Source organism: Streptomyces sp. NPDC005791, assembly GCF_042871485.1.
In the GTDB taxonomy this organism is placed as follows: domain Bacteria; phylum Actinomycetota; class Actinomycetes; order Streptomycetales; family Streptomycetaceae; genus Streptomyces.
Genome location: NZ_JBIAIP010000004.1, coordinates 164,264 through 185,319, shown reverse-complemented (window position 1 = coordinate 185,319; position 21,056 = coordinate 164,264). Strand labels below are relative to the sequence as shown.

Sequence of the window (21,056 nt, the reverse complement as noted above, 5' to 3'; positions counted from 1 at the left end):
GATCTGCCGTTAGCAAATTCGATCTCGCCTATTCGGACACCGAATTACTGACGGGTACAAGGAGTTGTGACGGGGGTCACCGCCACTTCCAGGCCCTCGTCACTGTCAGCTGAGCGTCACCTGGCGGTTGGTGAGCCCGCCGCGGGCCCGGCGCTCCTCACCCGTCAGCGGCGCGTCCGAGGCGAGGGCTTCGGCGAGCTGTTCGGCGAACCGCGCCGCGGGCTTCTCGCACTCCTCGGCCCTCATGGCGCTCGGCAGGTCCCAGACCGGGACCATCAGCCCGTGGGCGCGGAACGAGCCCACCAGGCGCGTTCCTTCGCCGAGCGAGGAGGTGCCCGCCGCGTGCAGCCGTGCGAGGGCGTCGAGGAGCTGCTCCTCGGGATGCGGCATGACCCAGCGGAGGTGGTTCTTCTCCGGGGTCTCGCACCAGTAGGCCGCGTCCACGCCGGAGAGCCGGGTGGTGGGGATGGCCGCCGCGTTGGCACGCTCCAGGGAGGCGGAGACCTCCGCCGTGGCGTTCTCCGCGTCCGGGACCCAGAATTCGAAACCGGAGTGCACGACCGGCTCGAACGCGGCGTCGGGGTCGAGGACGTCCTGCAGCCGCGGGCCGTCGGCGGGCACCCTGCGGGCGGTGACCGGCGAACCGGGCTCGGCCTCCAGCGCACGCTGCAGGGTGTCCGCGAGGTCGCGGCTGAGGTCGCCGGACGAGGTGTCGTTCTGCAGGGCGAGCAGGACGGAGCCGTCGTCGCGGCGCAGCGCCGGCCAGGCCATCGGCAGGACCGTCGCGAGCGACACGGACGGTACGCCCTCGGGCAGCCCGCCCTTCAGTGTCAGCTCGACGGTGGCGGCGGGGACCAGCTCGCGGAGGGCGATCCAGTCGCACTCGCCGGAGATTCCCTCGAAGGGGCGCTGGACCAGCTCGGTCACGGCGTGCGCGGCGGCGCGCCCGTGGCACGCCTTGTAGCGGCGGCCCGAACCGCACGGGCAGGGCTCACGGGCCCCTACGACCGGAATTTCACCGTCCTTGAGCTGCGGCTTCCCGGCCTTGGACTGAGGGCGCTTCTTGGCCATGGTGGGCGTTCTCCCGATTGCGACAGTGCGGTCTCGGGCGCGAGCCTAGCTGTCCCTGTCGTTGCCGGGGCACACCTGCGGTGGGGGCTCGCGGGCCGCTCCGTCGCGCCGTGGGCCGTCGTGCTGTCAGCCCGCGTCGTCGAAGGCCTCGAGAGCGTCCGCGAGTTCCCGCCCGTCGAGCGAGCCGAACCCATGCATTGCGTGCAGGCCGCTCAGCCCGGACCGCTCGCGGCGTGCGGGCCTCGTGGGGCTCGGGGCCGCTGTCGTGAAACCCGCGTGTCCGTGGCCCGCGGACACCAGGGCCCAGACGGTGACCTCACCGACCGCGTCGTCCCGCACGCCCCACTCCTGGGCGAGGGCACTGATGATGTTGAGTCCGCGCCCACCGCGGGCGGTGACCGACGGGGTGGCCGGGGCCGGTCTGGTCGGGCCGCCGCCGTCCGTGACCTCGACGGTGAGGTCGCCCCTCCTGTCCACGCGCCATGCGGCACGGATGTCGCCGTCACCCACTTCCGAGTGCTGCCCCAGCGGTCTGCCGTGGCGGCAGGCATTGCTGAGAAGTTCGGAAAGGATCAGTACCGCGTCGTCGACCACGGTGTCCGAGACCCCGTTGCTGCGCAGCTGCTCGCGCATGCGGTGCCGCGCCTGCCCCACGCCCGCAGGGCCATGGGGTACGGCCATGCTCGACGACGTGGGCACTTCCTGTGCCACCAAAACCGCCACCCCCGAGACCTCCTTCGCCCCACGCCACGGATTGGATGCCCCCCTGGACTGCGCCGGAAACCGGCCACAGCCCTGTCGGTGATGCACTCGTAACGATCGATGGCGCAGTGAATGCGCCGGTGCACCCCCTGTAACTAATGCGATGAGCGGCCAAGTTGCGAAAGGACTTGTCTGGGCCGGTTGGTGATGATTGCTTCCACTCCGAGGCGGACGCAGAGCTCGACGTCCTCCGGCTCGTTCACGGTCCACACGTGCACCTGATGCCCCGCCCGGTGCAACCGCTCGATGTACGCCGGGTTGTTGCGTACGATCCGCATCCCCGGGCCGGCGATCCGGGCCCCGGCGGGGAGCCGGCCGTCACGCAGCCGGGGTGAGACGAACTGCGTCAGGAACACGGTGGGCAGGGTCGGCGCGGCGGCCCGGACGCGGTACAGGGAACGCGCGGAGAAACTCATCACGCGTACCGGGGACGGTCCGTCCGCGGGTGGCGCGTCCAGTCCGAAGCGCTTGAGCAGGTGGAGCAGTCGCTCCTCGACCTGGCCGGCCCAGCGCGTGGGGTGCTTGGTCTCGATGGCCAGCTGGAGCGGGCGTCCGGCGGCCCGGACGTCATGCGCCAGTTCGAGGAGTCGTTCCAGGGTGAGTACGGAGGTGAGCTCACCCGGTACGGGGTCCCAGTCCGGGGACTCCTCGTGATCCTTCCAGGAACCGAAGTCCAGGGCGGCGAGATCGGCCAGTTCCAGGGCGGAGACGGCGCCCCGGCCGTTCGACGTGCGGTTCACCCTGCGGTCGTGCACACAGACCAGCTGTCCGTCCGCAGTGAGGCGGACGTCGCACTCCAGGGCGTCCGCCCCGTCCTCGATGGCCTTCCGGTAGGCGGCCAGGGTGTGCTCGGGGGCGTCGTCCGAGGCTCCCCGGTGAGCGATGACCTGGATAGGAGACTGTGGTGAGGGCAGACGTGCAGGGGTCACCACGCCATCGTGTCACCGGGACACCTCGGGTGTTGACACCTTGTGGCAGAGGACCGTTTTGCCTGATGTAAAGATTGGTGTGCGGATGCACAGGTCCTGCTTACAGTGGCCTGACGTGCTGTGGGAAAAGCTGACCGCAGACACGTGCACAGCGGATCTCTTGCCGAATGCCGAGTGGAACCGAGGAGTAAAGAGCTGTGAGCACCGAGAACGAGGGCAACGAGGGCACCACGGTTCCGTCCGTACCGTCTGTTCCGTCCGCACCTCCCGTGCCGGCTGCCGCTCCCGAGGGCGTCCCGCAGGCTCCGTCCGCGCCTCCTGCGGACGCTCCGACGGCCCCGATCCCGGCCGCGACGCACCAGGAGGGCACCGAGCCGCCCGCCGGGCACGAGCAGTACCCGTACGCCCCGCCGTCGCCGCAGCAGCCTCCGGCCGGATCGGCCGCCTGGCCGCCGCCCCCTCCCGCCGTCCCCGCGTACGCCGACGGCGGCAACCCCCCGGCCTGGGGAGCTCCGGCTCCCTCGCAGCCGGAGCCGCCGCGCAAGCGCCGTGCGAACGGTCTGATCGCCGCCGTGGCGGTGGCCGCACTGGTCGCGGGCGGCATCGGCGGATCCCTCGGCTACTGGGCCGCCGACAGCAGTGACTCCGGCTCCTCCTCCGGCTCGACCACGATCGCCGCCTCCAACAGCCCGAAGGACTTCAAGCGCGAAGCGGGCACGGTCGCGGGCGTGGCCGCGGGCGCGCTGCCCAGCGTCGTCACCATCGACGCGCAGTCCGGTGACGGCGAGGGCGGCACGGGTACCGGCTTCGTGTACGACAAGGAGGGCCACATCCTCACCAACAACCACGTCGTGGCCTCCGCGGCGGACAGCGGCCGGCTGACCGCGACGTTCTCCGACGGCAAGAAGTACGACGCCGAGGTGGTCGGCCGGGCCCAGGGCTACGACGTGGCCGTACTGAAGCTGACGAGCCCCCCGGAGGGCCTCACCCCGCTGCCCCTGGGTGACTCCGACAAGGTCGCGGTGGGTGATTCCACCATCGCGATCGGCGCGCCGTTCGGCCTCTCCAACACGGTCACCACCGGCATCATCAGCGCGAAGAACCGTCCGGTCGCCTCCGGTGACGGCTCCAGCAACAAGAACTCGTACATGAGCGCTCTGCAGACCGACGCCTCGATCAACCCGGGCAACTCGGGCGGCCCGCTGCTGGACGCGGGCGGCGCGGTCATCGGCATCAACTCGGCCATCCAGTCCACCAGCGGCGGCGGCGTCGGCCAGTCCCAGGCCGGCTCCATCGGCCTGGGCTTCGCGATCCCGGTCAACCAGGCGAAGAACGTCGCCGAGCAGCTGATCAAGACGGGCCAGCCCGTCTACCCGGTGATCGGCGCGACGGTGACGATGGAGGAGAAGACCGGCGGCGCCGTCATCTCGGACGAGGGCGCGGGCGGCACCTCCGCCGTCACTCCGGACGGCCCGGCGGCGAAGGCGGGGCTGAAGGCCGGCGACGTGATCACCAGGTTCAACGACACAGTGGTCGACAGCGGCCCGACGCTGATCGGCGAGATCTGGACCCACGAGCCGGGCGACAAGGTCACGCTCACCTACGAGCGCGACGGCAGGACGGCAACGGCCGAACTCACCCTGGGCGAGCGCAAGGGCGACAGCTGACCGGCTAGGCTGTCCCACGCATCGAGCCGGCCCCGGCCTCCGGGACCGGCGACGACGCGGGGTGGGTTGCCCGAGCGGCCTAAGGGAACGGTCTTGAAAACCGTCGTGGCAGCGATGTCACCGTGGGTTCAAATCCCACACCCACCGCTTTGCGCAAAGGCCCCTGACCAGGCGATACGGTCGGGGGCCTTTGCCATGCCCGGTCCCTGCCGGTCACCGCTGTTCCCCCTGGTTTCCCGCTCTATCGGGCACGGAAGGGGCACGCGGGGGGCACGGCCGGGCACTGCTTTGGAGCTGCCGGAGGTCCGCACGCTATCGGCTGATCGGGATCTCGTAGACGATCTCGCAGTGCGCCGCGGGCACCACGATGTCCGCTGTTTCCACGGGGCGGCACTGGTCGCTGTAGTACGTCCGCCGGATGTGCGTCACGAGTGCGGCTTTCTGGATGCCGAGTAGCGACGCTTCCTCGGCGGTCGCCTGTCGTGGCTCCGGCTGCTCCACCGCATGGCTGACGGTGACTCCGATCTCGGCCATGCGGTTCACGACACCTGCCCCGGCGTGCGGCCCTCCTTCGGGGAGGACGACGAGTGTGCCGGCGGTGAGGTCGTACGGCTCCCAACTCGTCGACAGCTGCACTGGCCTGCCGTCCGCCAGGAACTCGTACGTCGTCCGCACACACAACTCGCCCTCGGCGATCCCCAGCCGCGCGGCGATCTCCGCCGGGGCCGGCACCTTCGCCTCGGTCCGGCTCTCCCAGTCGCTCTGCCTGCCGAGAGCCCTCATGTCCTGGCGGAACGGGGACCCCGTGGGCTGCTCGCGCGCGGACGACCGCACGACCCGAACCCGCTGCCGGGCTTCGGCGACGTACGTGCCCGATCCGGCCCGGCCCTCCAGCACTCCCTGGGAGATCAGCAACTCCTGCGCCCGGCGGACCACGTTCTCGCCCACGCCGCACTCCTGGCCGATCTGGGCGCGGGAGGGGAGGCGGTCCCCCGGTCCCCAGACGTGCTCCGCGATGCGCCGCCGGAGTTCGTCGGCGATGCGGAGATACGGCGGTTGCTCAGACATATGGAAAATCTAGTCCACTAGCTCTAATCTAGTTAACTAGCTTCACTGAAAGTGATCGCTGGTGACGGAGGCTGCCCTGTGTCCGCTTCGGGAGTGAGCGCGGTGGCCATCGCCGCCCGGCTGTCCGCCGTCGGGCTTCCCACGCGCGTGGAGGAGCACAGCCGGTTCACGACTGTCGAGGCGGAAGTGCCGGAGACGCTCTCCGCCGAGTCATGGCGGGAGGTCTTGGACGTGGTGGCTGAGGCCGATCGATTCGGGCTCCTGGCCACCAGCTTGAACGGCCGCACCTTATGGGCGGTCATACGCAAAACGGTCCCCACGACGGGCGATGTCGGGGGACCGGGCTATCAGCGATAGGAGCTGAACAGCGTGCTCAACCGTATCCGCCGTGCTGCCTCGCTTACCAGAGAGCGGTACTTCTCTAAGGGACGGCATCGCCGCCCCTTAGTGCCGTCCCGGCCGCTGGCCGCTCTCACCTGTCCCGCCTCCGCTGACGCATCGACCGTCGTCCTGGGCCGGGCTTCGGCTGGCGCGGTCCACCGTTACCCGCTGAGGGGTGAGGACGTCGCGCTTGTCCGTCCGTACCTGTTGGCGTGGGAAGAGCGTGTACGGACGCGCACGGTGGTCGTCGCCCCTCGCCCGCCGGCCGACGCCTGGTCGGCGCTTGAGGGGGTCCGTTGATGCCTCCTCGTCGACAGCCGCACCCCACGGACACCGCTTCCGTCCCCTACCGCTCGATCGCGTGCTGGATCGGCACGCACCATTCCTGCGTCGAGGACTCCCCGTCCTTGGCGCCGACCGACGTACCGGTGATCTACGAGGTGTGCGGCTGCCCGTGCCACTCCACGCCCGACCCGTCTGTGCCCGTGGAGGTGACGGCGTGAGGGACCGAGCCCCCGGCGGTGCGCTGGTTTCCCACATCGAGGTCACCGCGGCCACCGTGCAGCGCGGCGACATCATCCAAATCGGCGGCCAGGCATGCCGAGTGAGAGACCTCTTTCAGCTCCCCCAGGGGGCCAAACAACTGGTCTTCGAGTCGGGCGAGCTGTTGACCATACACACGCGTACCCGGCTCGTCGCTGTGCGACTCCTGAGAAGGCGGTGACTGGCTCCGTGCCCTCTCGTCACCACGACATCGCCGACGATCTCCGCCACCAGATCACGACGGCCCGCCTCAAGCCTGGCGAGCGCCTACCGTCCGAAGTCGGCTTGGCCGGCCGGTACAGGGTCAGCACAGTGACCCTGCGACGCGCCCTCGCCGTACTCCAGGGCGAAGGGCTCGTCGAGAAGATCCACGGCAAGGGCAACTTCGTGCGTCGCCCACGTCGCAAGATCATGTACGTCGGCGGCTGGGGCACGCTGGACCCTTGGACGGCTGCTGAGCCCACGTTGCGCGTCACGGTTCGCAGCAACACGGTTCCGGCCTCCGCACACCTAACGACATTGCTGAGGGTGCCAACGGGCAGCCCTCTCGCGGAGTACTCCTGCCTCAGCCTTGAACAAGGGTCGCCGCACGGCCTGGCCCGCATCTACATCCCGCGCGACCTGGCCCCGGCCGGAGTGCTCGACGACGACTCCGAATGCCGGGAGGCGGCCACGAGATTCGCCGTCCTGGGCCCCTCGCCGGCCACCGTCCGAGAGACGGTCTGCGCCCGCTCTCCGACCCCGGACGAAGCGTCGGCCCTCCGGATCGGAACCACCACGGCCGTCCTGGCGATTACCCGCATCGCCACCGACTCCACCGGCCGCGTCGTCGAGGCTGCGCTTCTGGCTTTCCCGGGAGACCGCATCGACGCCGTCTTCACCGCCCACCACGTACTCGACGAGAGGCAGTCTCAAGGATGACGACACCAAACGAACTGAGGCTCCTCCCGTGGTCAGGCCTGGAGGACAGGCCCTGCTACCTGAGTACTGACGACCCGGACGGCTACATGTCCCGCCTGGCGGACAACATCGAATCCGTCCAACTCGGCACGGCAGCACGACTGTTGGAAGAGGCCTCAGAAACCCTCGACAACCAGGACACGACCCTTGACGAGATGCGGTGCCTGGTCGAGGAGCTGACCGGGGCTCTGCGGGACATCCTCCGCGTCGCAACTAGCCGCGGCCAACTCCTGGCAGCGAGCGAACCGCGTGAGCCCGCCTACTGATCTACGATCCCGCCGACCAGCACAGCAAGAGAAGCCCATGGCTCTGACCAGCTCAGACGCCGTGGGCTTCTGACTTTGTCTGCCGACTGCGGCCGACCTTGGACGGCCTGAGGACTGCTTCGTCCCGAAGCAACTTGGGTGGGCGCTCGGCCTTGGGCTGGTGTGCCTCTCACCTGTGCTGATGGTCCGCTGGCGTGTTCGTCGGCGTTGTCACGCAGTTAGACACTCACCCTTGCTGCTCTTCCGGTGCGGGAAACGCCGGTGCGGGCGTGCTGACAGCTGTCCTACGATCAGTCTGCCTGCGTCGGCCGGCGCGCTGTAGACCCGCAGCACCGGCGCGTTGTGGAGGGGCCAGCCCGTTCGAGCCGGGCCAGGTGGGCTGACATCTGCTGAACGGCCTGCTGCGGGGTTCGTCTGTGCCGCAGCCGACGAAAGCCAGCCACGACGGCGGGTGCGCCAACCGATCAGGTGCGCGTGTGCCTCGCTGCACCCCCACCGACCTCAGCCACGCTGCTTCTTGCTGTCGGGGGCGAACCGACGACGACCACCAGTGTTGGCCGGCCTGGTCGCTGAATGCCGCTCGCTCAGTACAGCCACAACTGATCACCGGCGGCCGTGACCTGCGGCCGTCTTCTGGATCAATGTCCTGACCTGCTGGTTAGCTGTCGGCAGTTGTCGGCGTTGGTCATCATTGAGCGCCCTTCCACGGCCCGAGGACGGCCCGGGAGGGCGCTCGCGTGTCCTTGGGAGTGCAGGCGAAATGGCAACTTGCGGTCAGTGCATCAGGCTCCTAGCTTGGAAGGTGAGGCCCATCCCATTAGCGGTCAGGGTCGGAGAGTGCGGTTCAATTGTGAACAGCTTTCCGAGGCATTCAGTTGAATTCGCCACAAGGGTGCGGGACTTGTGCATAGTTCCATCCTTCGCCGCCCTACTCTTAACCTCCGCGAACAGATCGCGATAGCTGAGTGATGCGCGGGGAGGTCGTAATGGCCAAGTGGGAATACCACATCGAGACGGTGAACATATCCGAACGCTGGTCTTCCAAGCGTCAGAAAGAGGAAGTAGAGGCGTTTCGCTTCTATCTCAATCAGATGGGTTCGGCCGGTTGGGAGATGATCAGCTATGAGGCTGTGCCCCTCACTGGTCATTTCACCAAGGACATCAAGGGTTACGCCTACCTCACGTTCTTCAAGCGTCAGCTGGAACCGAACGGCTGAATGGGTCCGCTTGAAGAAGGTCGGTAGCCGCGATTTACCCGCCTGGGGGCCGCAGGAAGGGCGTGAGAGTGATGTCATCCGGCATGCCTCCATTGGCTGACAATATTATCTTGGCTGTCGTCAAGGTCATTGTGTGGTGCATGTGGTGTGCGGCCGCACTCGCCTTCCGGCTCGCGATTTACCTTCTCACTGGAGTAGTTGCCCTTCTCTGGGGGTTGTTTAATCTGGCAATTCGCAAGCCTTTCAGCGAAGGCATTCACTTCGACCTGGAATGGCTTGGCTACGTCGCGTCGCCCTGGCGGTACTCTCCCTGGTGAGGTGTATCCACTTGCAGCTATGCAGTCCCGGAACTGGCCGGATCGCTGTCCAAGAGGTCGGGTGGAACGGCTTTGGGCTGGAGCTGATTTGGCGCGAGTGATCATGGCCCATTACGCTAGCCAGCGGATCGGGCAGGTTTGTGAGCCTGCCCGTTAGTGCCCGATCTTGGGCCATGATCTTCGAGGCTCGCGCCAAATTGGCTGCCTAAAGCCGTGGAGCCGACCGGGCTCAGCCACAGAGGGTTTTTTACGTCCGCCCGCATGCACGTAGCGCGCCGCCGGGCGCGGCCAGCCGGGGCGCAGACAGGAGGCAGGCCGCGCCGCAGAGGCGGCGCGCGCCCGCGCCGTGCGCGGGCCTTGATGAAGTAGAGAAAGTCTTATCCCGCTGTGGTGAGTTGCTTGCCGTCGTGACTCCGCACGTGAGGCCCGTTGCCGTCCAGGGCGTCCAGGAGACGGACCGCGTAGACCTCGGACATGCGCTCGCTGACCTCGTCGGGCGTGAGCCAGGAGACGGCTGTCGACTCGCTTGATGTGCGCTCGGTGCCGCCGGAGGGCTTGCAGCGGAAGACCAGGGCGACGATGCCTCGGGTCGTGTTCTTGTAGACGCCGGTGAGTTGGTCCACCTCGACGCGGATGCCCGTCTCTTCCCAGACTTCGCGGGCTACGCCGGCTTCTGGTGTCTCGTTGAGTTCGAGGATGCCGCCGGGGAGCTCCCAGGTGCCGTTGTCGGCTCGGCGGATCGCCAGGAGGCGGCCGTCCTCGCGCACCACTACTCCTGCTACGGACACGGAGTGCAGGGGAGGGGGTGTCGCTTCCTGTGGTTGACTCATGTAGAGGAGCATAGGAGGCAGGGAAGGACTATGGGAACTGCGGCGGGAGGGGCCGGTTCCGGGCCTCGGTATGTGCAGATCGCTGATGACCTCGTGCAGCAGATCCGGGCGGGCGTTCTCAAGGCCGGCGACATGGTGCCGAGTGAATCTGAGCTGGTGGACCGCTACGGCGTCTCCGGCGGGACGATCCGTAAGGCCATGGTCGAGGTGCGGGCGAGTGGGCTCGTCGAGACCCGGCACGGCAAGGGCTCGATCGTGAAGAACCGGCCTCCCGTGCGGCACCGCTCCTCCGATCGCTTCCGGCGCTCGCTCAGGCAGGGTGGCCAGGCCGCCTACCTCGCCGAGTCCGCACAGTCCGGCGCCACCGCGAAGGTCAGCGTCCTCTACATCGGCCCCATGGACGCGCCCGAGGATGCCGCCGAGCGCCTGGGCGTCCCCGCCGGTACGCAGGTGCTGGCCCGCCGGCGCCTCTACTTCCGCAACGGCACCCCGGTCGAGACCGCCTCGTCCTACCTGCCCTGGGACGTGGTCAAGGAGATCCCGGAGCTGTTCGCCGAGAACCCCGGGGGCGGTGGCATCTACGCCCGACTCGAAGACCACGGGCATGAGTTCGCGGAGTTCGTCGAGACGCTGCAAGCGCGTCCGGCCTCGAAGTCGGAGGCGGCGGAACTGGCGCTCAGCCCGGGTGCGCCCGTGGTTCACCTGATCCGGGAGGCCCGTACGACCGCGGGTCGCGTGGTCGAGGTGTGCGACACCCTCATGGCCGCTGACCAGTTCGTTTTCGAGTACCGGATCCCTGCTGGCGACTGACGCCCGCTCAACTTCCCTCAACCCGTCGCGAGTTCTTCTTCGCGGCGGGTTGACTCATGTACAGGAGTGATGCACTCTTCTTCATGTCACTCATATACATGAGTGGCGGAGTTCAGCATCTATAGAGGAGTGATCTGCTGTGCGTCAGATTCCCGTCGACACCTCCAGCGCGGTCGTGATGGTCGCCAAGACTCCGCAGGTCAAGGTGCGCGACCGTCGTACCGGTGAGATCGCCACCGACATGGAGACCGGTGCTCAGCTCATGACGGTGGACGTGATGTTCGCGGCGAACGAGGAGGTGGAGATCCTGTCCGTCACCGTTCCGGAGCCCGGGATCAGCGGTGAGCTGTCCATGGGTACGCCGGTCGCGCTCACCGGCCTGGTCGCCCGTCCGTGGGAGAACGACTTCAACGGCCAGCGGCGGCACGGCATCGCGTTCCGCGCGGTCGCGGTCACCTCGCTCGCCGACGTTGCCGCCGCTGGGTCGAAGGCGGCCTGATCATGACCGCCTTCACGGTCGCTCTGGTGCTGGTCGTCGCCGCTGCGGGTCTCCTGCGGTGGCGGCGCCCCGCCTGGTACTGGCTGGCCTTCGGGGTCACTCTGGCCGCACTGCGGGTCCTGGTCCGGTACCGCTCGGTCATGGACGCGTGCGGGCTGACCGTTCCGCCGGCGCGATGGCGGTTAGCCCTCGCTCGTGCCGCTAACCGGCCGATACCTGAGCCCCGCCCGCCGCGCATCCGACGGCTGCGGCCCACCCGCACCGGCCTGGTCCTGCGACTCAAGCTCCGTCCCGGACAGGACGCCTTCGACATCGCCGCGGCCTCCGACCGGCTCCGGCACTCCTTCTCAATGTTCGGCGTCACCTCGCGTGAAGTGCGGTCCGGTGTCGTCGAAGTACGGATGACCGGATACGACGTGCTCAAGCGGGTGCAGATGCCTGCCGAGACCGATACCCGGCCGATGCGGGTACCGGTCGCCCTTCGGGAGGACGGGGCGGTGCACTACCGCGACTACCGGGCGATACCCCACGCCCTCACCCTCGGCGCCACGGAGTCCGGCAAGTCCGTCTACCAACGCAATCTGGTCGCCGGGCTGGCTCCCATGGACGTTGCCCTCGTCGGCATCGACTGCAAGCAGGGAGTCGAACTCTTCCCGCTGGCCCGCCGGTTCTCCGCGCTGGCCGACAGCCCGAACGCCGCCGCCGAACTCCTCGACGCACTCGTGGCCCGGATGGCAGACGTCTACCGACTCATCCGTACCCAGCAGCGCATCACCGTCGATGTGCCGGACGCGGAGATCGCCGCCGACATCTGGAACCTGCCGGATGAACTCCGCCCGGCTCCGATCGTCGTCCTGGTCGACGAGGTGGCCGAACTCGCCCTGTACGCAACGAAGGAGGAGGAGAGGCGGAGGGACCGCATCATCACCGCTCTGGTCCGTCTCGCGCAGCTCGGCCGCGCGGCCGGCATCTACCTCGAAATCTGCGGACAGCGCTTCGGCTCCGAACTCGGCAAGGGCATCACCATGCTCCGCGCCCAACTCACCGGCCGTACCGCCCACCGACTCAACGATGAGACCTCCGCCAACATGGCCTTCGGCGACATCGCTCCGGACGCGGTCCTCGCCGCCATCCAGATTCCCGCCGACATGCGGGGCCTCGCCATCGCGGGCGACTCGTCCGGCGGGTGGCACCGCATCCGCGCTCCGCACACCTCGCTCCGCCAGGCCGTGAACCTCTGCAACCGGTACGCCGACCGCACCCCGGACCTGCCCGAGCTGGCCCCCTTCCGGCCGGCCGTGACCGCTCCCGCCACCGCTCTCGTGCCTTCGGCGAAGGCCTCTCCGGCCACCGCCTGATTCCTCCCCGCTCCACCCGGCAGGCGCGACCGTCTTCGCGCCGGGTCCCTACCCCCTGCATGCCCAAAGAAGGGAGATCCGCCATGTGCCCGGACTGCGAGGACTTCGCCCGGACCGTGCTCCTGCTCGGTCAACTCGCCCTGTACGCCGACATGGCCGGCGCCGACCTCGACTTCGCGGACGCCGTCAGCTCGTCGCTCGCCGTGTCGCTGCCGGAGCCGCCGTCGGGCACGTTCCCGGATGACTCCGACCCCGCTGAGGACTCCTGATGGGCGTCCGGCACGGTCTCCGGATCGACGCGGTGTTGATCCAGGCGGTCATCGCCGGAGCCCTGTCCTTCGCCCACCTGCACGACCTCGCCGCCGCGGCCGGACAGGACGGCTGGAAGGCATGGGCCTACCCGGTCAGTGTCGACCTGCTCCTTGTCGCCGCCTGGCGTCGGCTGCGCAGTGAGGGACCGTCCCGGCTGGCTTGGTGCTGGTTCCTGGTCGCCCTGTTCGCCTCGCTCGGTGCCAACGTCGCCACCGCCGGGTTCCTCGACCTGGCCGATCCGCCTGCCCCGCTCCGTCTCGGTATCGCCGGATGGCCTGCGCTCGCCTTCCTCGGCGGCACCCTCCTTGCGCACTCGTCGGGGAAAGCGGAGTCGGAGCCGGTTCCCCTGACCACCGTCGCGGACGCGGAGGACATCGAGCCGGTGCCTGTGCCTGATGCCGTCCCGTCCCCGTCCCCGTCCCCGTCCCCGGCTGAGGAAGCCAGTACGCCTCCGGCCCTGCCCTCGCCACCGGCTCCGCCCGTCCCCGCCGCGCTGGTCGACCACGCCCGCAAGGTCGCCGACGAGTACCGCACCCGTAACGGCTCCCCGATCGACACCGACACCCTCCGCGCCCGCCTCGGCGTCCCGCCCCACCTCGCCGACGCCATCGCCGCCCACCTCAGCTGACCGCAAAGGAGAGACCGAGATGACCAACGACCCCGCCGACTTGACCGTGGCCGACTACCTCGACGGAGCGCGGGACATGGCCGCGGCCGGACGCCCCTTCCTCGCCCACCTGCTCGCCGACGAAGCCGCACGACGCGTCGACGACCCGGCCACCGCCCGCAGCATCCGCGCCCAGTACCCCGACACCGCGACTGACAGGGGCTGACCGGCATGCCCGCCCGCGACAGCTTCCACTCCGTGATGCGTATCGGCCCCGTGCAGATCGGCACCCACCGCGACCGCACCGGCCGCACCGCCCATGCCGCCGTCTGCACCGCCGACCGCTGCGGCTGGTCCGCCGACTACTCCAGCCGGACCGCCGCCCAACTCGCCGCCCGCACCCACCGCTGCACCGTCCGTTAGGAGACAGCGTCCATGGACGTCCCCCTCTGGATCGCCCTGCTGGCTGTCGGTTACCTCGGCATCAAACTCTTCCGCCCGCCGCTGTGGCTGATCTGCGTGCTCCTCCTCGGCGGCTACCTCCTCGCCGACAGCCTCTTCGCCTCCGTCATCAACACCGCCGTCAAGTAGCCCGAACCCGGGAGAGGAGAACCAACCATGTTCCAGCCCAAGATCCCGACCATGCCCCAGCCCACCGGCCTGGTCACCCCGCCCGCCGTCATCCAGCCGACCGCCATCACCCCGGGTACGCCGGTCCCGCCCCTGGTGTCCGCCGCTGCCCCGGTGCCTTCCCGCCCGGTCGTCCAGCTCACCCCCGGCACCGCGCTCGCGCTCGTCGGCGCCGGCACCGCCGTCGTCCTGGTCGTCGGCACCGTCCTGGTCTCGCTGCTCCTGGCGGTCGCCGTCACCAGCGCATCGGTCGCCGTCTGCGCGGTCGTCCTGCGCTCCCTGATCGCCTCTGACGCCAAACGCCGCTGACCGGCCCCGGGCGGCCTCGATACCGCCAAGCATCCGCCGCCCGGGAGCCGTCCCCACCGATCGATCTCGCAACCGGAAGGAACTCCCAGCATGGCCCACCGGGCCTCATCCTCGACACAGAAGCCGTCCATGCCCGCCCCACCGCTCGACCCGGCCGTCCTCGGGGACGTCCTCCGGGTGGCCTCGGCCTCCGACTACACCCGCTGGGAAGACCAGATCCGCAGCACCGGCGGCTGCGCCGACCCCGTCCACCTGAGCGGCTGGGTAACCCACAAGGACAAGGCCACCGGCGAGACCCTGCACCGCTACTCCACCGCGTACGAGCCGGGCGGGCGCCTCCGTATCGCCTGCGGCAACCGCCGTGCCTCCCGCTGCCCCTCCTGCGCCTGGACCTACGCGGGCGACACCTACCACCTGATCCGCGCCGGCCTCGCCGGAGACGACCGCCGCGACATCCCCGCCACCGTCCGCGACCACCCGCGCGTCTTCGCCACCCTCACCGCCCCGTCGTTCGGCCCGGTCCACAACCGCCCCGACCGCGGCACTTGCCGCTGCGGCACCCCGCACACCGCCGACGCCCCGAACCTCGGCACCGCCCTCGACCCGGACTCCTACGACTACGCGGGCTCCGTGCTCTTCAACAACCATGCCGGACAGCTCTGGCAGCGCTTCACCACCCGACTCCGCCGCGAACTCGCCGTCCGCGCGGGCATCCGGCGCTCGGAGCTCGGCGACCATCTCCGGCTCTCCTTCGGCAAGGTCGCCGAATTCCAGAAGCGCGGAGCCCTCCACTTCCACGCTGTCGTACGCCTCGACGGCCCGGACGGACCCGGCACACCGCCGCCCGCCTGGGCCACGGTCGACGCACTCACCGACGCGATACGAGCCGCCGCCTCGCACTCGTACACCTCGGTCTCGGTCCCGGCTGCCGGTGACCAGCCGTCCCGGACGTTCCGTTGGGGCCGACAGCTCGACGTCCGCCCGGTCAAGGCCTTCGGGGACGGCTCCGACGTCACCGAACAGGCAGTCGCCTCCTACGTGGCCAAGTACGCCACCAAAGCCGCCGAGAACACCGGCACCCTGGACCGCCGCATCGGCGAGCTCGCCGAACTCGACCGCCACCGGGTCCCCGATCACACCCGTCGGCTCATCACTGCATGCCGTGAGCTCGATGGCCTCTATCCGGACCGGCGCCTCTGGGCCTGGGCGCACATGCTCGGCTTCCGCGGCCACTTCTCGTCCAAGTCGCGCACGTACTCCACCACCCTCGGCGCTCTGCGCCAGGAACGCGCCGACTACCGCGCCGCGCAGGAAGCGCCCGCCCTCGGCCTCGCCGACCGCGAACCGGACACCGTCCTCGTCCTGACGGACTGGCAGTACGTCGGCCACGGACACACCCCCGGTGAAGGAGCCCTTGCCGCCACCATCGCCCGTGATCTCCAGACCAACCGTGAGACCGCCCGCGAGGCGCTGAGCGGTCTCACCGCCGACGAAGGGGAGTGGTGACCGTGGACCGACTGCTCACCGTGGGCCAGGTCGCCGAACGCCTCGGCACCGGTCTCCGCTTCCCACGTCGGCTCATCGAGGAACGCCGCATCGCGTTCGTCAAGGTCGGGCGACACGTCCGAATCCGGGAGAGCGCCGTGGACGAGTACGTCAGTGCCCACACGGTGGAACCGATCGTCCTGCGGCCCACCGCGCCGTACCGCAGGGCTGCCTGATGGCCGGCAAGCGCAAGTCCCGCCGCGCCTTCGGACGGATCCGCAAGCTGCCGTCCGGCCGCTTCCAGGCTCGATACCCGGGGCCTGACGGGGTGCTGCGTGCCGCTGATCAAACGTTCGCGACAACGACGGACGCCGATCGCTGGCTGGCACGGAAGCGCATCGAGATGGAAGAGGGCCGCTGGCTCGACCCTGCCGAGGGACAGACCACCGTCCGAGACTGGTCGGCGCGCTGGCTCGCGGCGGTCTCCCCGCAGCTGAAGCACAAGACACAGGCGTCGTATCGATCCCTGATCAACTCACTGATCGTTCCGGCTCTCGGTGATCGTGAGCTGTCCAGCCTCCGGCCGATCACCGTCGTCGAGTGGGTTGGCTCGATGAAAACTCGCGGTCTCAGCGCGTCGCGGATCAGGCAGGCGTACCGGGTGCTCTCGCAGATCATGCGGGCGGCCGTCGACAACGAGATGATCGGGCAGACCCCGTGCAGGGGCGTGAAGTTACCTCGGATGCCGCAGACCGAGCCGCACATCCTCACCCCGCTGGAAGCCTCGCGGATCGTCCGGAGCGCGACCAAGCCGCATGACCTGCTGATCTCCTTGCTGGCCTACGCGGGTCTGCGGGTCGGCGAGGCGTTCGCGCTGCGACGGGCGGACATCGACGTACTCGGCGGCCTGGTCGTCGTTGACGAGAACCTGGCGGAAGCGAACGGCACTCTCGTCTTCGACACTCCCAAGTCCCATCAGAAGCGAGTTCTGCGGATCGGCCCCTCGCTCGCGACGCGGATCGGCCGGCACCTGGAGACGCTGTCGGGCGGAGAGGACGCTCTCCTCTTCGTCACGCCCGGCGGCAAGCCTCTGCGCTACAACCAGTGGCGCAAGGCGTACTTCGACCCTGCCGTGGCGGTGGCCGGCCTGACCGACGTCACCCCGCACGATCTCCGCGCCTCGCACGGCACTTGGGTCGCCGACCGGTACGGGGTGATGACCGCCGCTCACCGCCTCGGGCACTCGAACGCGAGCGTGACCACCCGGCACTACGCCCGGCCGGTCGCTGGTCGTGATGATCAGGTGGCGGCGGCTGCGGATATTTGGCTCAGCGGCGACGACGAGATTGATCCCGCTGGCTGAGTTGCCGCCGAATGGAGCCTGCCTCTTTGACTTCACGTAGATCGAGCAAGGTGCAAGGTTGTACCCGTGAAGAATCTTGGTCACCGCCTCCGTTCCTTCAGATTCACGTTCGGAATTGCTCCGACGAGCTTCACGGCGTGCCGCGCGACACGTAGTCCGGCTTTGGAGCACGCCCTAGTGGATCAGACGACACTCTGCGGCATTCCTCGCCGCCACGTGACGGTCTACAGGCATCTGTTCGTCGCGAGGAGGTCCGGGAAGTGCCCGGACTGTCGAGTGAGGGCAGTCGATGCCTCGTCCAGGCCCTGAGCCAGGATTCTGTTGGCGAGCGCGCTTCTGGACCGCCCTATCCCGGTTCTGACCAGTACGTATGGGGCATGTGCGGGCAGCTAATGGCTTGAGTGAGAGTGTTAGCTCTCGTCCGCTCCCAGAGCCACGCGTGCGTAGGCGACGAGGTTCCTCACTGCAGTGTTCCGCAGTGTGGCGATCTCGCTCTGTGCTTCGTCCGCGGGGGGAAGCGTCGCGTCGAAGACCAGCGCCTGTCGCTCTGCATCGGTGAACGTTTCGATGTCAGCCAGCGCGGAGACGGCCGCTGAGTGAAAGGCGTTCTGCTCGCCCGTGTTCCCGTCACCTGCCGCGTAGGCGGCCCGAAGTTCCTCAAGGCAATTCCACGCTCGACGGGCCGCTTCATACGCACTGTCCCCAGGGTGCACCCGGGACAGTTTGCGTCGTGCGCGAGCAGCCGGCGCCCGGAGAATTGCCAACTCCATGCTCTTGCCCACTGCTTCCACGACCCGTCTGACTTGGTCGAGTACGGAGTCTGGAGCGACGAGTTCGAGTTGACCCTCAAGCTGCATCAACTCCTCCCAGCCAGCCTCTGCTGGCTCCAAGCGCCCTTCCTCCACGAACATGAACTCGGTGTGGGTGAGGATCTCCCTGGCCAAGCGGACAAACGCTGCAATCTGTATCTTTCGGTCTTCCCGCAAGGCGGCCATGCGCTGTGCCTCAGTGGCGATCCGGGCCGCATCCACAGCGGCGGCCGCCTGCGCCCGGCCGCCGGCTGCCTGCACCTTGGCCGAGATCCAGTTGCCAAGGATGCCTCCGGCGATGCCGAGAGCCGCGACGAGCGCGGCGAAGACCTCGGGATTGTTCTTGATCATGTCGAGCGATGTGTTCATGCGCACATCCTGTCGATGCGGACGCCAGGATGCCGATGGGTTTGCTGGTGGAGTGGGGCAATTTGCCATTGAGCCCCTGCTCGATGAGGGCGTTCGCGTGGTCCTACTGCCCCCGGATGATCTTGGCGTTGTAAAGGCGAGCGGGGGCTGACCGGGGCTCAGCGGCGGAGACGAGACCGATCCCGCTGCCTGTTGCCGCCGCATGCAAAATCCTCCGGATCGCAGGCCGCATCAGGGGGATTCGCGTTGTTCAGTCTCCGGCTGTGCCGATTGTGGGAGGAATGTGACTGGTTACCGTCTGTCGAGGCTAGGCGGCTGTCGCTACTGTGCGTGGTCATGGGCAAAGTGGTGTGTCTGTACTGGGGATACATAGTCGTCGCGGCTCTTGTCGTCGGGTGGAGCCAACGGTGGGCCTTGCCGGTCATAGCGGTTCTGTCGATCGGTGTTTCGATCTACGCTGCCTTCCAGGTGCCGGTCTGGTGTGGGGCGGTGAATCGAGACGGCCACACGTACTGCCGGAACAACGCCCACGGCGTGCTGATGGGGTGCAGCAAACGTCAGCATCGTTGGCAGAAGATCAAGATGATCGTCATGCGGAGCAAGGCCGGAGACTTCAGTCGCGCAGTGTTCCCGACGGCCAAGGAGAAGTTCAACGCCTTCCTCGCGGTCGGTGGCCTGCTGTCGGCCATCGCTGCCGTCATCGTCCCTGTGATCACAGGTTGAAGCGGTAGCCCTTCTCTCGGCAGGGGCACGATCATGGGCGAGGGGCACGCAGCGGGCACGATGACGACAGCGATGGGTTCTTCGGAGTGTGCGCACTCCGTCTGACCTGCGATGCAGTCCAGACGCCGCCCGACCACCGAAAGGTCTTGAAAACCGTCGTGGCAGCGATGTCACCGTGGGTTCAAATCCCACACCCACCGCAGGTGAACGGCCCCTGACCGGGCGAATCGGTCGGGGGCCGTTCTCGTGGGCTCCGGCTCTACCAGGCCGGTCGCGGATCCTGTCGCTCTGCCGACAGGTCCGCCGGCACGCCGCTGCCCGAGTCCGTTCGCCACAGGTACCCCGGACTCGGCGCGTACTCGTCGGAGGGCGGCGCCGGGGGATGGAAGCGCTGGGTGCGTGGGAGCGGCACCTCGACCAGTGCGCCGTCGTAAATCATCCATAGGCCGAAGCAGTCGTCCTCCTCGTCATGGATCAGCACCTGCACATGGCCGGGGTCGGGCCACGGAAGCGATTCGAGGTGCTTCAGCAACCCGGTGCGCGGCCCCACGCGGTGGAACTCGACGACCCATCCGCCGACGAACAGGTCGAGAGGTTCGAAGTGCCCCTGCCAACTGCGGGACTCGTCAGGGCGGGTCAGGGGTTCCATGACCTCATCGGCGTACTTCGCCAAGACGATGACCTGCGCGATTCTGCTCATGCCGGAGTATCGCCGCACGCCCGACGCCACGAGTAATCCTTTTCGGGCCGAGCCCGCGCCGGTGATGTGTGGCGAGGTGCCCCGCGGTGGAGGGGGGCTCCCGTCAGGGGTTCCGTCGTGGGGTGGTCAGGCGGGCGGCCGAGGCGATCGCGGCGCGTGCCTCCTGTTCGGTGAGACCCGTACGGATCGCCGCCTCGGTGAGGGCGTCCGCGAGAGCGTCGCCGAAGCCGTGTTCGTACGCTCGGCAAGCCGCCCAGAACAGGCGGGTGTTGCGCTGACCCTCGTGTGCGTCGCGTACGAACTGGACCAGACCCTGTCCCTGTCGGACCGTGGGGGCCCGGCCGGCCGGGTGGTGGTGGGGGCGTGGTGGGGGCGTGAGCAGGCGCAGGAGGGCACGTGGGCAGGGGGCCGGGGCCAGGTGGGCCGTGCCGGGCGCCAGTCGGTATCTGCCGTGGGCCGTGACGGAGCCGGGGCCGACCAAATAGCCGCCCGCTCCGCGTACGTCGATGCCGGGAGCGAGGCGGCCCGCGGAATTGGGCACGGAGACGCCGGACGGGCCCGTGAGCCAGAGGTGCCGGCCGCCGCTCGGCGTGAGCACCGTGACGGTGGCCGGGATGGTGAACAGGTGCTGGAGGCCCAGGTGCTGGAGAGCGGCGACGGAGTCGTTGCCATGGGTGGTGTCGATGTCGAGGTCGATGCCGATGAGGCGGTGCGGTGGCCGTCCGCAGGCGATGCCGTATCCGGTGGCCCGAGGCGCTGCGGCGAAGAGTGCGCGTACGGCGGTCGGGTCGGTGGTGGCGTCGTGCACCCCGTGGCCGGGCAGTCCGCAGGCTCCCCGGCAGTGCACGGGCGGGTCCTCGTCATGGTGCGGTGAGCGGAGGGCGGGGAGCTTGGAGGCGGACAGCGGGAAGACGGGGAGCCCGCGCTCGGCGGCGGAGAGCGCGTGGGCCAGGGCCAGGGTGGCGGTCTGCCGGTCAGTGATGGCCATGGAGCGTATTTTCGCACAGACGTTCGAAGAAGGGGAGGGGGTCGGGTCCGCTCGGGGCGGAACGCGTTTCCTCGTGCGGGAGG

The 21,056-nt window shown here is 68.7% G+C and carries 29 protein-coding genes and 2 tRNA genes; 23 read left to right on the top strand and 8 right to left on the bottom strand.

Going from position 1 to position 21,056, the window contains the following annotated elements; all coding sequences use genetic code 11:
• Positions 1-105 precede the first annotated feature (105 nt).
• From ACFYSH_RS10415 to ACFYSH_RS10405, 3 genes are all read right to left on the bottom strand, one after another.
• Entirely contained in the window at positions 106-1,071 is a 966-nt protein-coding gene (locus tag ACFYSH_RS10415) for a DUF5926 family protein (RefSeq protein ID WP_388751830.1), read from the bottom strand.
• 126 nt (positions 1,072-1,197) lie between these two features.
• Positions 1,198-1,881, bottom strand: coding sequence for an ATP-binding protein (locus tag ACFYSH_RS10410; RefSeq protein ID WP_388751828.1), 684 nt, complete (start codon positions 1,879-1,881; stop codon positions 1,198-1,200).
• A gap of 47 nt (positions 1,882-1,928) precedes the next feature.
• Positions 1,929-2,762, bottom strand: coding sequence for a glycerophosphodiester phosphodiesterase (locus ACFYSH_RS10405; protein WP_359463811.1), 834 nt, complete (start codon positions 2,760-2,762; stop codon positions 1,929-1,931).
• A 197-nt stretch (positions 2,763-2,959) separates the two neighbouring features.
• Between ACFYSH_RS10405 and ACFYSH_RS10400 the strand changes: the two genes are divergently transcribed.
• Together ACFYSH_RS10400 and ACFYSH_RS10395 are read left to right on the top strand one after the other, a co-directional pair.
• Positions 2,960-4,429 (top strand): S1C family serine protease, encoded by a 1,470-nt coding sequence (locus tag ACFYSH_RS10400; RefSeq protein ID WP_388751826.1) that lies wholly within the window; start codon positions 2,960-2,962, stop codon positions 4,427-4,429.
• 60 nt (positions 4,430-4,489) lie between these two features.
• A tRNA-Ser gene (locus tag ACFYSH_RS10395) sits at positions 4,490-4,576 on the top strand.
• Positions 4,577-4,741: 165 nt separating this feature from the next.
• Here ACFYSH_RS10395 and ACFYSH_RS10390 read toward each other — a convergent pair.
• Entirely contained in the window at positions 4,742-5,497 is a 756-nt protein-coding gene (locus ACFYSH_RS10390) for a GntR family transcriptional regulator (protein ID WP_388751824.1), read from the bottom strand.
• 78 nt (positions 5,498-5,575) lie between these two features.
• Here ACFYSH_RS10390 and ACFYSH_RS10385 point away from each other — a divergent pair, with 78 nt between their 5' ends.
• The 7 genes from ACFYSH_RS10385 to ACFYSH_RS10355 all read left to right on the top strand — a co-directional run bounded on the left by ACFYSH_RS10385 (position 5,576) and on the right by ACFYSH_RS10355 (position 9,181).
• A complete protein-coding gene (locus ACFYSH_RS10385) occupies positions 5,576-5,854 on the top strand; it encodes a hypothetical protein (protein ID WP_388751822.1) in 279 nt (92 codons plus the stop codon).
• A gap of 323 nt (positions 5,855-6,177) precedes the next feature.
• Complete coding sequence (locus tag ACFYSH_RS10380; protein WP_388751821.1) at positions 6,178-6,381, top strand: hypothetical protein; 204 nt, start codon at positions 6,178-6,180, stop codon at positions 6,379-6,381.
• Positions 6,378-6,602, top strand: coding sequence for a hypothetical protein (locus ACFYSH_RS10375; protein ID WP_388751819.1), 225 nt, complete (start codon positions 6,378-6,380; stop codon positions 6,600-6,602). Before ACFYSH_RS10380 ends, ACFYSH_RS10375 begins: the two co-directional genes overlap by 4 nt.
• Complete coding sequence (locus tag ACFYSH_RS10370) at positions 6,599-7,342, top strand: GntR family transcriptional regulator (RefSeq protein WP_388751817.1); 744 nt, start codon at positions 6,599-6,601, stop codon at positions 7,340-7,342. The genes ACFYSH_RS10375 and ACFYSH_RS10370 overlap by 4 nt, the downstream gene beginning before the upstream one ends.
• Positions 7,339-7,647 (top strand): hypothetical protein, encoded by a 309-nt coding sequence (locus ACFYSH_RS10365; RefSeq protein WP_388751815.1) that lies wholly within the window; start codon positions 7,339-7,341, stop codon positions 7,645-7,647. Before ACFYSH_RS10370 ends, ACFYSH_RS10365 begins: the two co-directional genes overlap by 4 nt.
• A gap of 986 nt (positions 7,648-8,633) precedes the next feature.
• Entirely contained in the window at positions 8,634-8,864 is a 231-nt protein-coding gene (locus ACFYSH_RS10360) for a hypothetical protein (RefSeq protein ID WP_388751813.1), read from the top strand.
• 110 nt (positions 8,865-8,974) lie between these two features.
• Positions 8,975-9,181: a hypothetical protein gene (locus tag ACFYSH_RS10355; RefSeq protein ID WP_388751811.1), complete on the top strand. Its 207-nt coding sequence runs from the start codon at positions 8,975-8,977 to the stop codon at positions 9,179-9,181.
• Positions 9,182-9,558: 377 nt separating this feature from the next.
• Here ACFYSH_RS10355 and ACFYSH_RS10350 read toward each other — a convergent pair whose 3' ends face one another.
• Entirely contained in the window at positions 9,559-10,023 is a 465-nt protein-coding gene (locus ACFYSH_RS10350) for an NUDIX hydrolase (protein ID WP_388751809.1), read from the bottom strand.
• Positions 10,024-10,041: 18 nt separating this feature from the next.
• Here ACFYSH_RS10350 and ACFYSH_RS10345 point away from each other — a divergent pair, with 18 nt between their 5' ends.
• The 12 genes from ACFYSH_RS10345 (at position 10,042) to ACFYSH_RS10290 (ending at position 17,384) form a co-directional block, all read left to right on the top strand.
• Positions 10,042-10,821: a GntR family transcriptional regulator gene (locus ACFYSH_RS10345; RefSeq protein WP_388751806.1), complete on the top strand. Its 780-nt coding sequence runs from the start codon at positions 10,042-10,044 to the stop codon at positions 10,819-10,821.
• A 139-nt stretch (positions 10,822-10,960) separates the two neighbouring features.
• Positions 10,961-11,320 carry a hypothetical protein gene (locus ACFYSH_RS10340; RefSeq protein WP_326659849.1) on the top strand — a complete coding sequence of 120 codons (360 nt, stop codon included), beginning with the start codon at positions 10,961-10,963 and terminating at the stop codon, positions 11,318-11,320.
• A gap of 2 nt (positions 11,321-11,322) precedes the next feature.
• Complete coding sequence (locus ACFYSH_RS10335) at positions 11,323-12,678, top strand: FtsK/SpoIIIE domain-containing protein (protein ID WP_388751804.1); 1,356 nt, start codon at positions 11,323-11,325, stop codon at positions 12,676-12,678.
• A gap of 83 nt (positions 12,679-12,761) precedes the next feature.
• Positions 12,762-12,947 (top strand): hypothetical protein, encoded by a 186-nt coding sequence (locus tag ACFYSH_RS10330; RefSeq protein ID WP_388751802.1) that lies wholly within the window; start codon positions 12,762-12,764, stop codon positions 12,945-12,947.
• A complete protein-coding gene (locus ACFYSH_RS10325) occupies positions 12,947-13,618 on the top strand; it encodes a DUF2637 domain-containing protein (protein WP_388751800.1) in 672 nt (223 codons plus the stop codon). Before ACFYSH_RS10330 ends, ACFYSH_RS10325 begins: the two co-directional genes overlap by 1 nt.
• A gap of 19 nt (positions 13,619-13,637) precedes the next feature.
• Positions 13,638-13,823, top strand: a complete 186-nt coding sequence (locus tag ACFYSH_RS10320) for a hypothetical protein (protein WP_388751798.1) — start codon at positions 13,638-13,640, stop codon at positions 13,821-13,823.
• Between the two features lie 5 nt (positions 13,824-13,828).
• Positions 13,829-14,020, top strand: a complete 192-nt coding sequence (locus ACFYSH_RS10315; protein ID WP_003967784.1) for a mobile element transfer protein — start codon at positions 13,829-13,831, stop codon at positions 14,018-14,020.
• 12 nt (positions 14,021-14,032) lie between these two features.
• Positions 14,033-14,188 (top strand): hypothetical protein, encoded by a 156-nt coding sequence (locus tag ACFYSH_RS10310; protein WP_388751796.1) that lies wholly within the window; start codon positions 14,033-14,035, stop codon positions 14,186-14,188.
• Between the two features lie 27 nt (positions 14,189-14,215).
• A complete protein-coding gene (locus tag ACFYSH_RS10305; protein ID WP_388751794.1) occupies positions 14,216-14,536 on the top strand; it encodes a SpdD-like protein in 321 nt (106 codons plus the stop codon).
• Positions 14,537-14,626: 90 nt separating this feature from the next.
• Complete coding sequence (gene repSA / locus ACFYSH_RS10300; protein WP_388751792.1) at positions 14,627-16,042, top strand: replication initiator protein RepSA; 1,416 nt, start codon at positions 14,627-14,629, stop codon at positions 16,040-16,042.
• Positions 16,036-16,257, top strand: a complete 222-nt coding sequence (locus ACFYSH_RS10295; protein WP_388751791.1) for a helix-turn-helix domain-containing protein — start codon at positions 16,036-16,038, stop codon at positions 16,255-16,257. Before repSA ends, ACFYSH_RS10295 begins: the two co-directional genes overlap by 7 nt.
• Positions 16,257-17,384, top strand: a complete 1,128-nt coding sequence (locus tag ACFYSH_RS10290) for a tyrosine-type recombinase/integrase (protein WP_388751789.1) — start codon at positions 16,257-16,259, stop codon at positions 17,382-17,384. The genes ACFYSH_RS10295 and ACFYSH_RS10290 overlap by 1 nt, the downstream gene beginning before the upstream one ends.
• Positions 17,385-17,794: 410 nt before the next feature.
• Here ACFYSH_RS10290 and ACFYSH_RS10285 read toward each other — a convergent pair whose 3' ends face one another.
• Positions 17,795-18,562 carry a hypothetical protein gene (locus tag ACFYSH_RS10285; RefSeq protein WP_388751787.1) on the bottom strand — a complete coding sequence of 256 codons (768 nt, stop codon included), beginning with the start codon at positions 18,560-18,562 and terminating at the stop codon, positions 17,795-17,797.
• 336 nt (positions 18,563-18,898) lie between these two features.
• On the opposite strand from ACFYSH_RS10285, the gene ACFYSH_RS10280 reads away from it, so the two are divergent.
• Together ACFYSH_RS10280 and ACFYSH_RS10275 are read left to right on the top strand one after the other, a co-directional pair.
• Positions 18,899-19,285 (top strand): hypothetical protein, encoded by a 387-nt coding sequence (locus ACFYSH_RS10280; protein ID WP_388751785.1) that lies wholly within the window; start codon positions 18,899-18,901, stop codon positions 19,283-19,285.
• Between the two features lie 71 nt (positions 19,286-19,356).
• Positions 19,357-19,485 (top strand) — tRNA-OTHER (locus tag ACFYSH_RS10275).
• Between the two features lie 59 nt (positions 19,486-19,544).
• Here the strand turns inward: ACFYSH_RS10275 and ACFYSH_RS10270 are convergent.
• Together ACFYSH_RS10270 and ACFYSH_RS10265 are read right to left on the bottom strand one after the other, a co-directional pair.
• Complete coding sequence (locus ACFYSH_RS10270) at positions 19,545-19,985, bottom strand: hypothetical protein (RefSeq protein ID WP_388751783.1); 441 nt, start codon at positions 19,983-19,985, stop codon at positions 19,545-19,547.
• Positions 19,986-20,088: 103 nt separating this feature from the next.
• Entirely contained in the window at positions 20,089-20,973 is an 885-nt protein-coding gene (locus ACFYSH_RS10265) for a bifunctional DNA primase/polymerase (RefSeq protein WP_388751781.1), read from the bottom strand.
• Positions 20,974-21,056 lie beyond the last annotated feature (83 nt).

Excerpts from the sequence above, each read along its gene's own strand:
- ACFYSH_RS10415 (WP_388751830.1), bottom strand. The coding sequence starts at position 1,071 with ATGGCCAAGAAGCGCCCTCAGTCCAAGGCCGGGAAGCCGCAGCTCAAG.
- ACFYSH_RS10390 (WP_388751824.1), bottom strand. The coding sequence starts at position 5,497 with ATGTCTGAGCAACCGCCGTATCTCCGCATCGCCGACGAACTCCGGCGG.
- ACFYSH_RS10380 (WP_388751821.1), top strand. The coding sequence starts at position 6,178 with ATGCCTCCTCGTCGACAGCCGCACCCCACGGACACCGCTTCCGTCCCC.
- ACFYSH_RS10365 (WP_388751815.1), top strand. The coding sequence starts at position 7,339 with ATGACGACACCAAACGAACTGAGGCTCCTCCCGTGGTCAGGCCTGGAG.
- ACFYSH_RS10360 (WP_388751813.1), top strand. The coding sequence starts at position 8,634 with ATGGCCAAGTGGGAATACCACATCGAGACGGTGAACATATCCGAACGC.
- ACFYSH_RS10350 (WP_388751809.1), bottom strand. The coding sequence starts at position 10,023 with ATGCTCCTCTACATGAGTCAACCACAGGAAGCGACACCCCCTCCCCTG.
- ACFYSH_RS10345 (WP_388751806.1), top strand. The coding sequence starts at position 10,042 with ATGGGAACTGCGGCGGGAGGGGCCGGTTCCGGGCCTCGGTATGTGCAG.
- ACFYSH_RS10335 (WP_388751804.1), top strand. The coding sequence starts at position 11,323 with ATGACCGCCTTCACGGTCGCTCTGGTGCTGGTCGTCGCCGCTGCGGGT.
- ACFYSH_RS10330 (WP_388751802.1), top strand. The coding sequence starts at position 12,762 with ATGTGCCCGGACTGCGAGGACTTCGCCCGGACCGTGCTCCTGCTCGGT.
- ACFYSH_RS10325 (WP_388751800.1), top strand. The coding sequence starts at position 12,947 with ATGGGCGTCCGGCACGGTCTCCGGATCGACGCGGTGTTGATCCAGGCG.
- ACFYSH_RS10320 (WP_388751798.1), top strand. The coding sequence starts at position 13,638 with ATGACCAACGACCCCGCCGACTTGACCGTGGCCGACTACCTCGACGGA.
- ACFYSH_RS10315 (WP_003967784.1), top strand. The coding sequence starts at position 13,829 with ATGCCCGCCCGCGACAGCTTCCACTCCGTGATGCGTATCGGCCCCGTG.
- ACFYSH_RS10310 (WP_388751796.1), top strand. The coding sequence starts at position 14,033 with ATGGACGTCCCCCTCTGGATCGCCCTGCTGGCTGTCGGTTACCTCGGC.
- ACFYSH_RS10305 (WP_388751794.1), top strand. The coding sequence starts at position 14,216 with ATGTTCCAGCCCAAGATCCCGACCATGCCCCAGCCCACCGGCCTGGTC.
- repSA (WP_388751792.1), top strand. The coding sequence starts at position 14,627 with ATGGCCCACCGGGCCTCATCCTCGACACAGAAGCCGTCCATGCCCGCC.
- ACFYSH_RS10290 (WP_388751789.1), top strand. The coding sequence starts at position 16,257 with ATGGCCGGCAAGCGCAAGTCCCGCCGCGCCTTCGGACGGATCCGCAAG.
- ACFYSH_RS10285 (WP_388751787.1), bottom strand. The coding sequence starts at position 18,562 with ATGAACACATCGCTCGACATGATCAAGAACAATCCCGAGGTCTTCGCC.
- ACFYSH_RS10280 (WP_388751785.1), top strand. The coding sequence starts at position 18,899 with ATGGGCAAAGTGGTGTGTCTGTACTGGGGATACATAGTCGTCGCGGCT.
- ACFYSH_RS10270 (WP_388751783.1), bottom strand. The coding sequence starts at position 19,985 with ATGAGCAGAATCGCGCAGGTCATCGTCTTGGCGAAGTACGCCGATGAG.
- ACFYSH_RS10265 (WP_388751781.1), bottom strand. The coding sequence starts at position 20,973 with ATGGCCATCACTGACCGGCAGACCGCCACCCTGGCCCTGGCCCACGCG.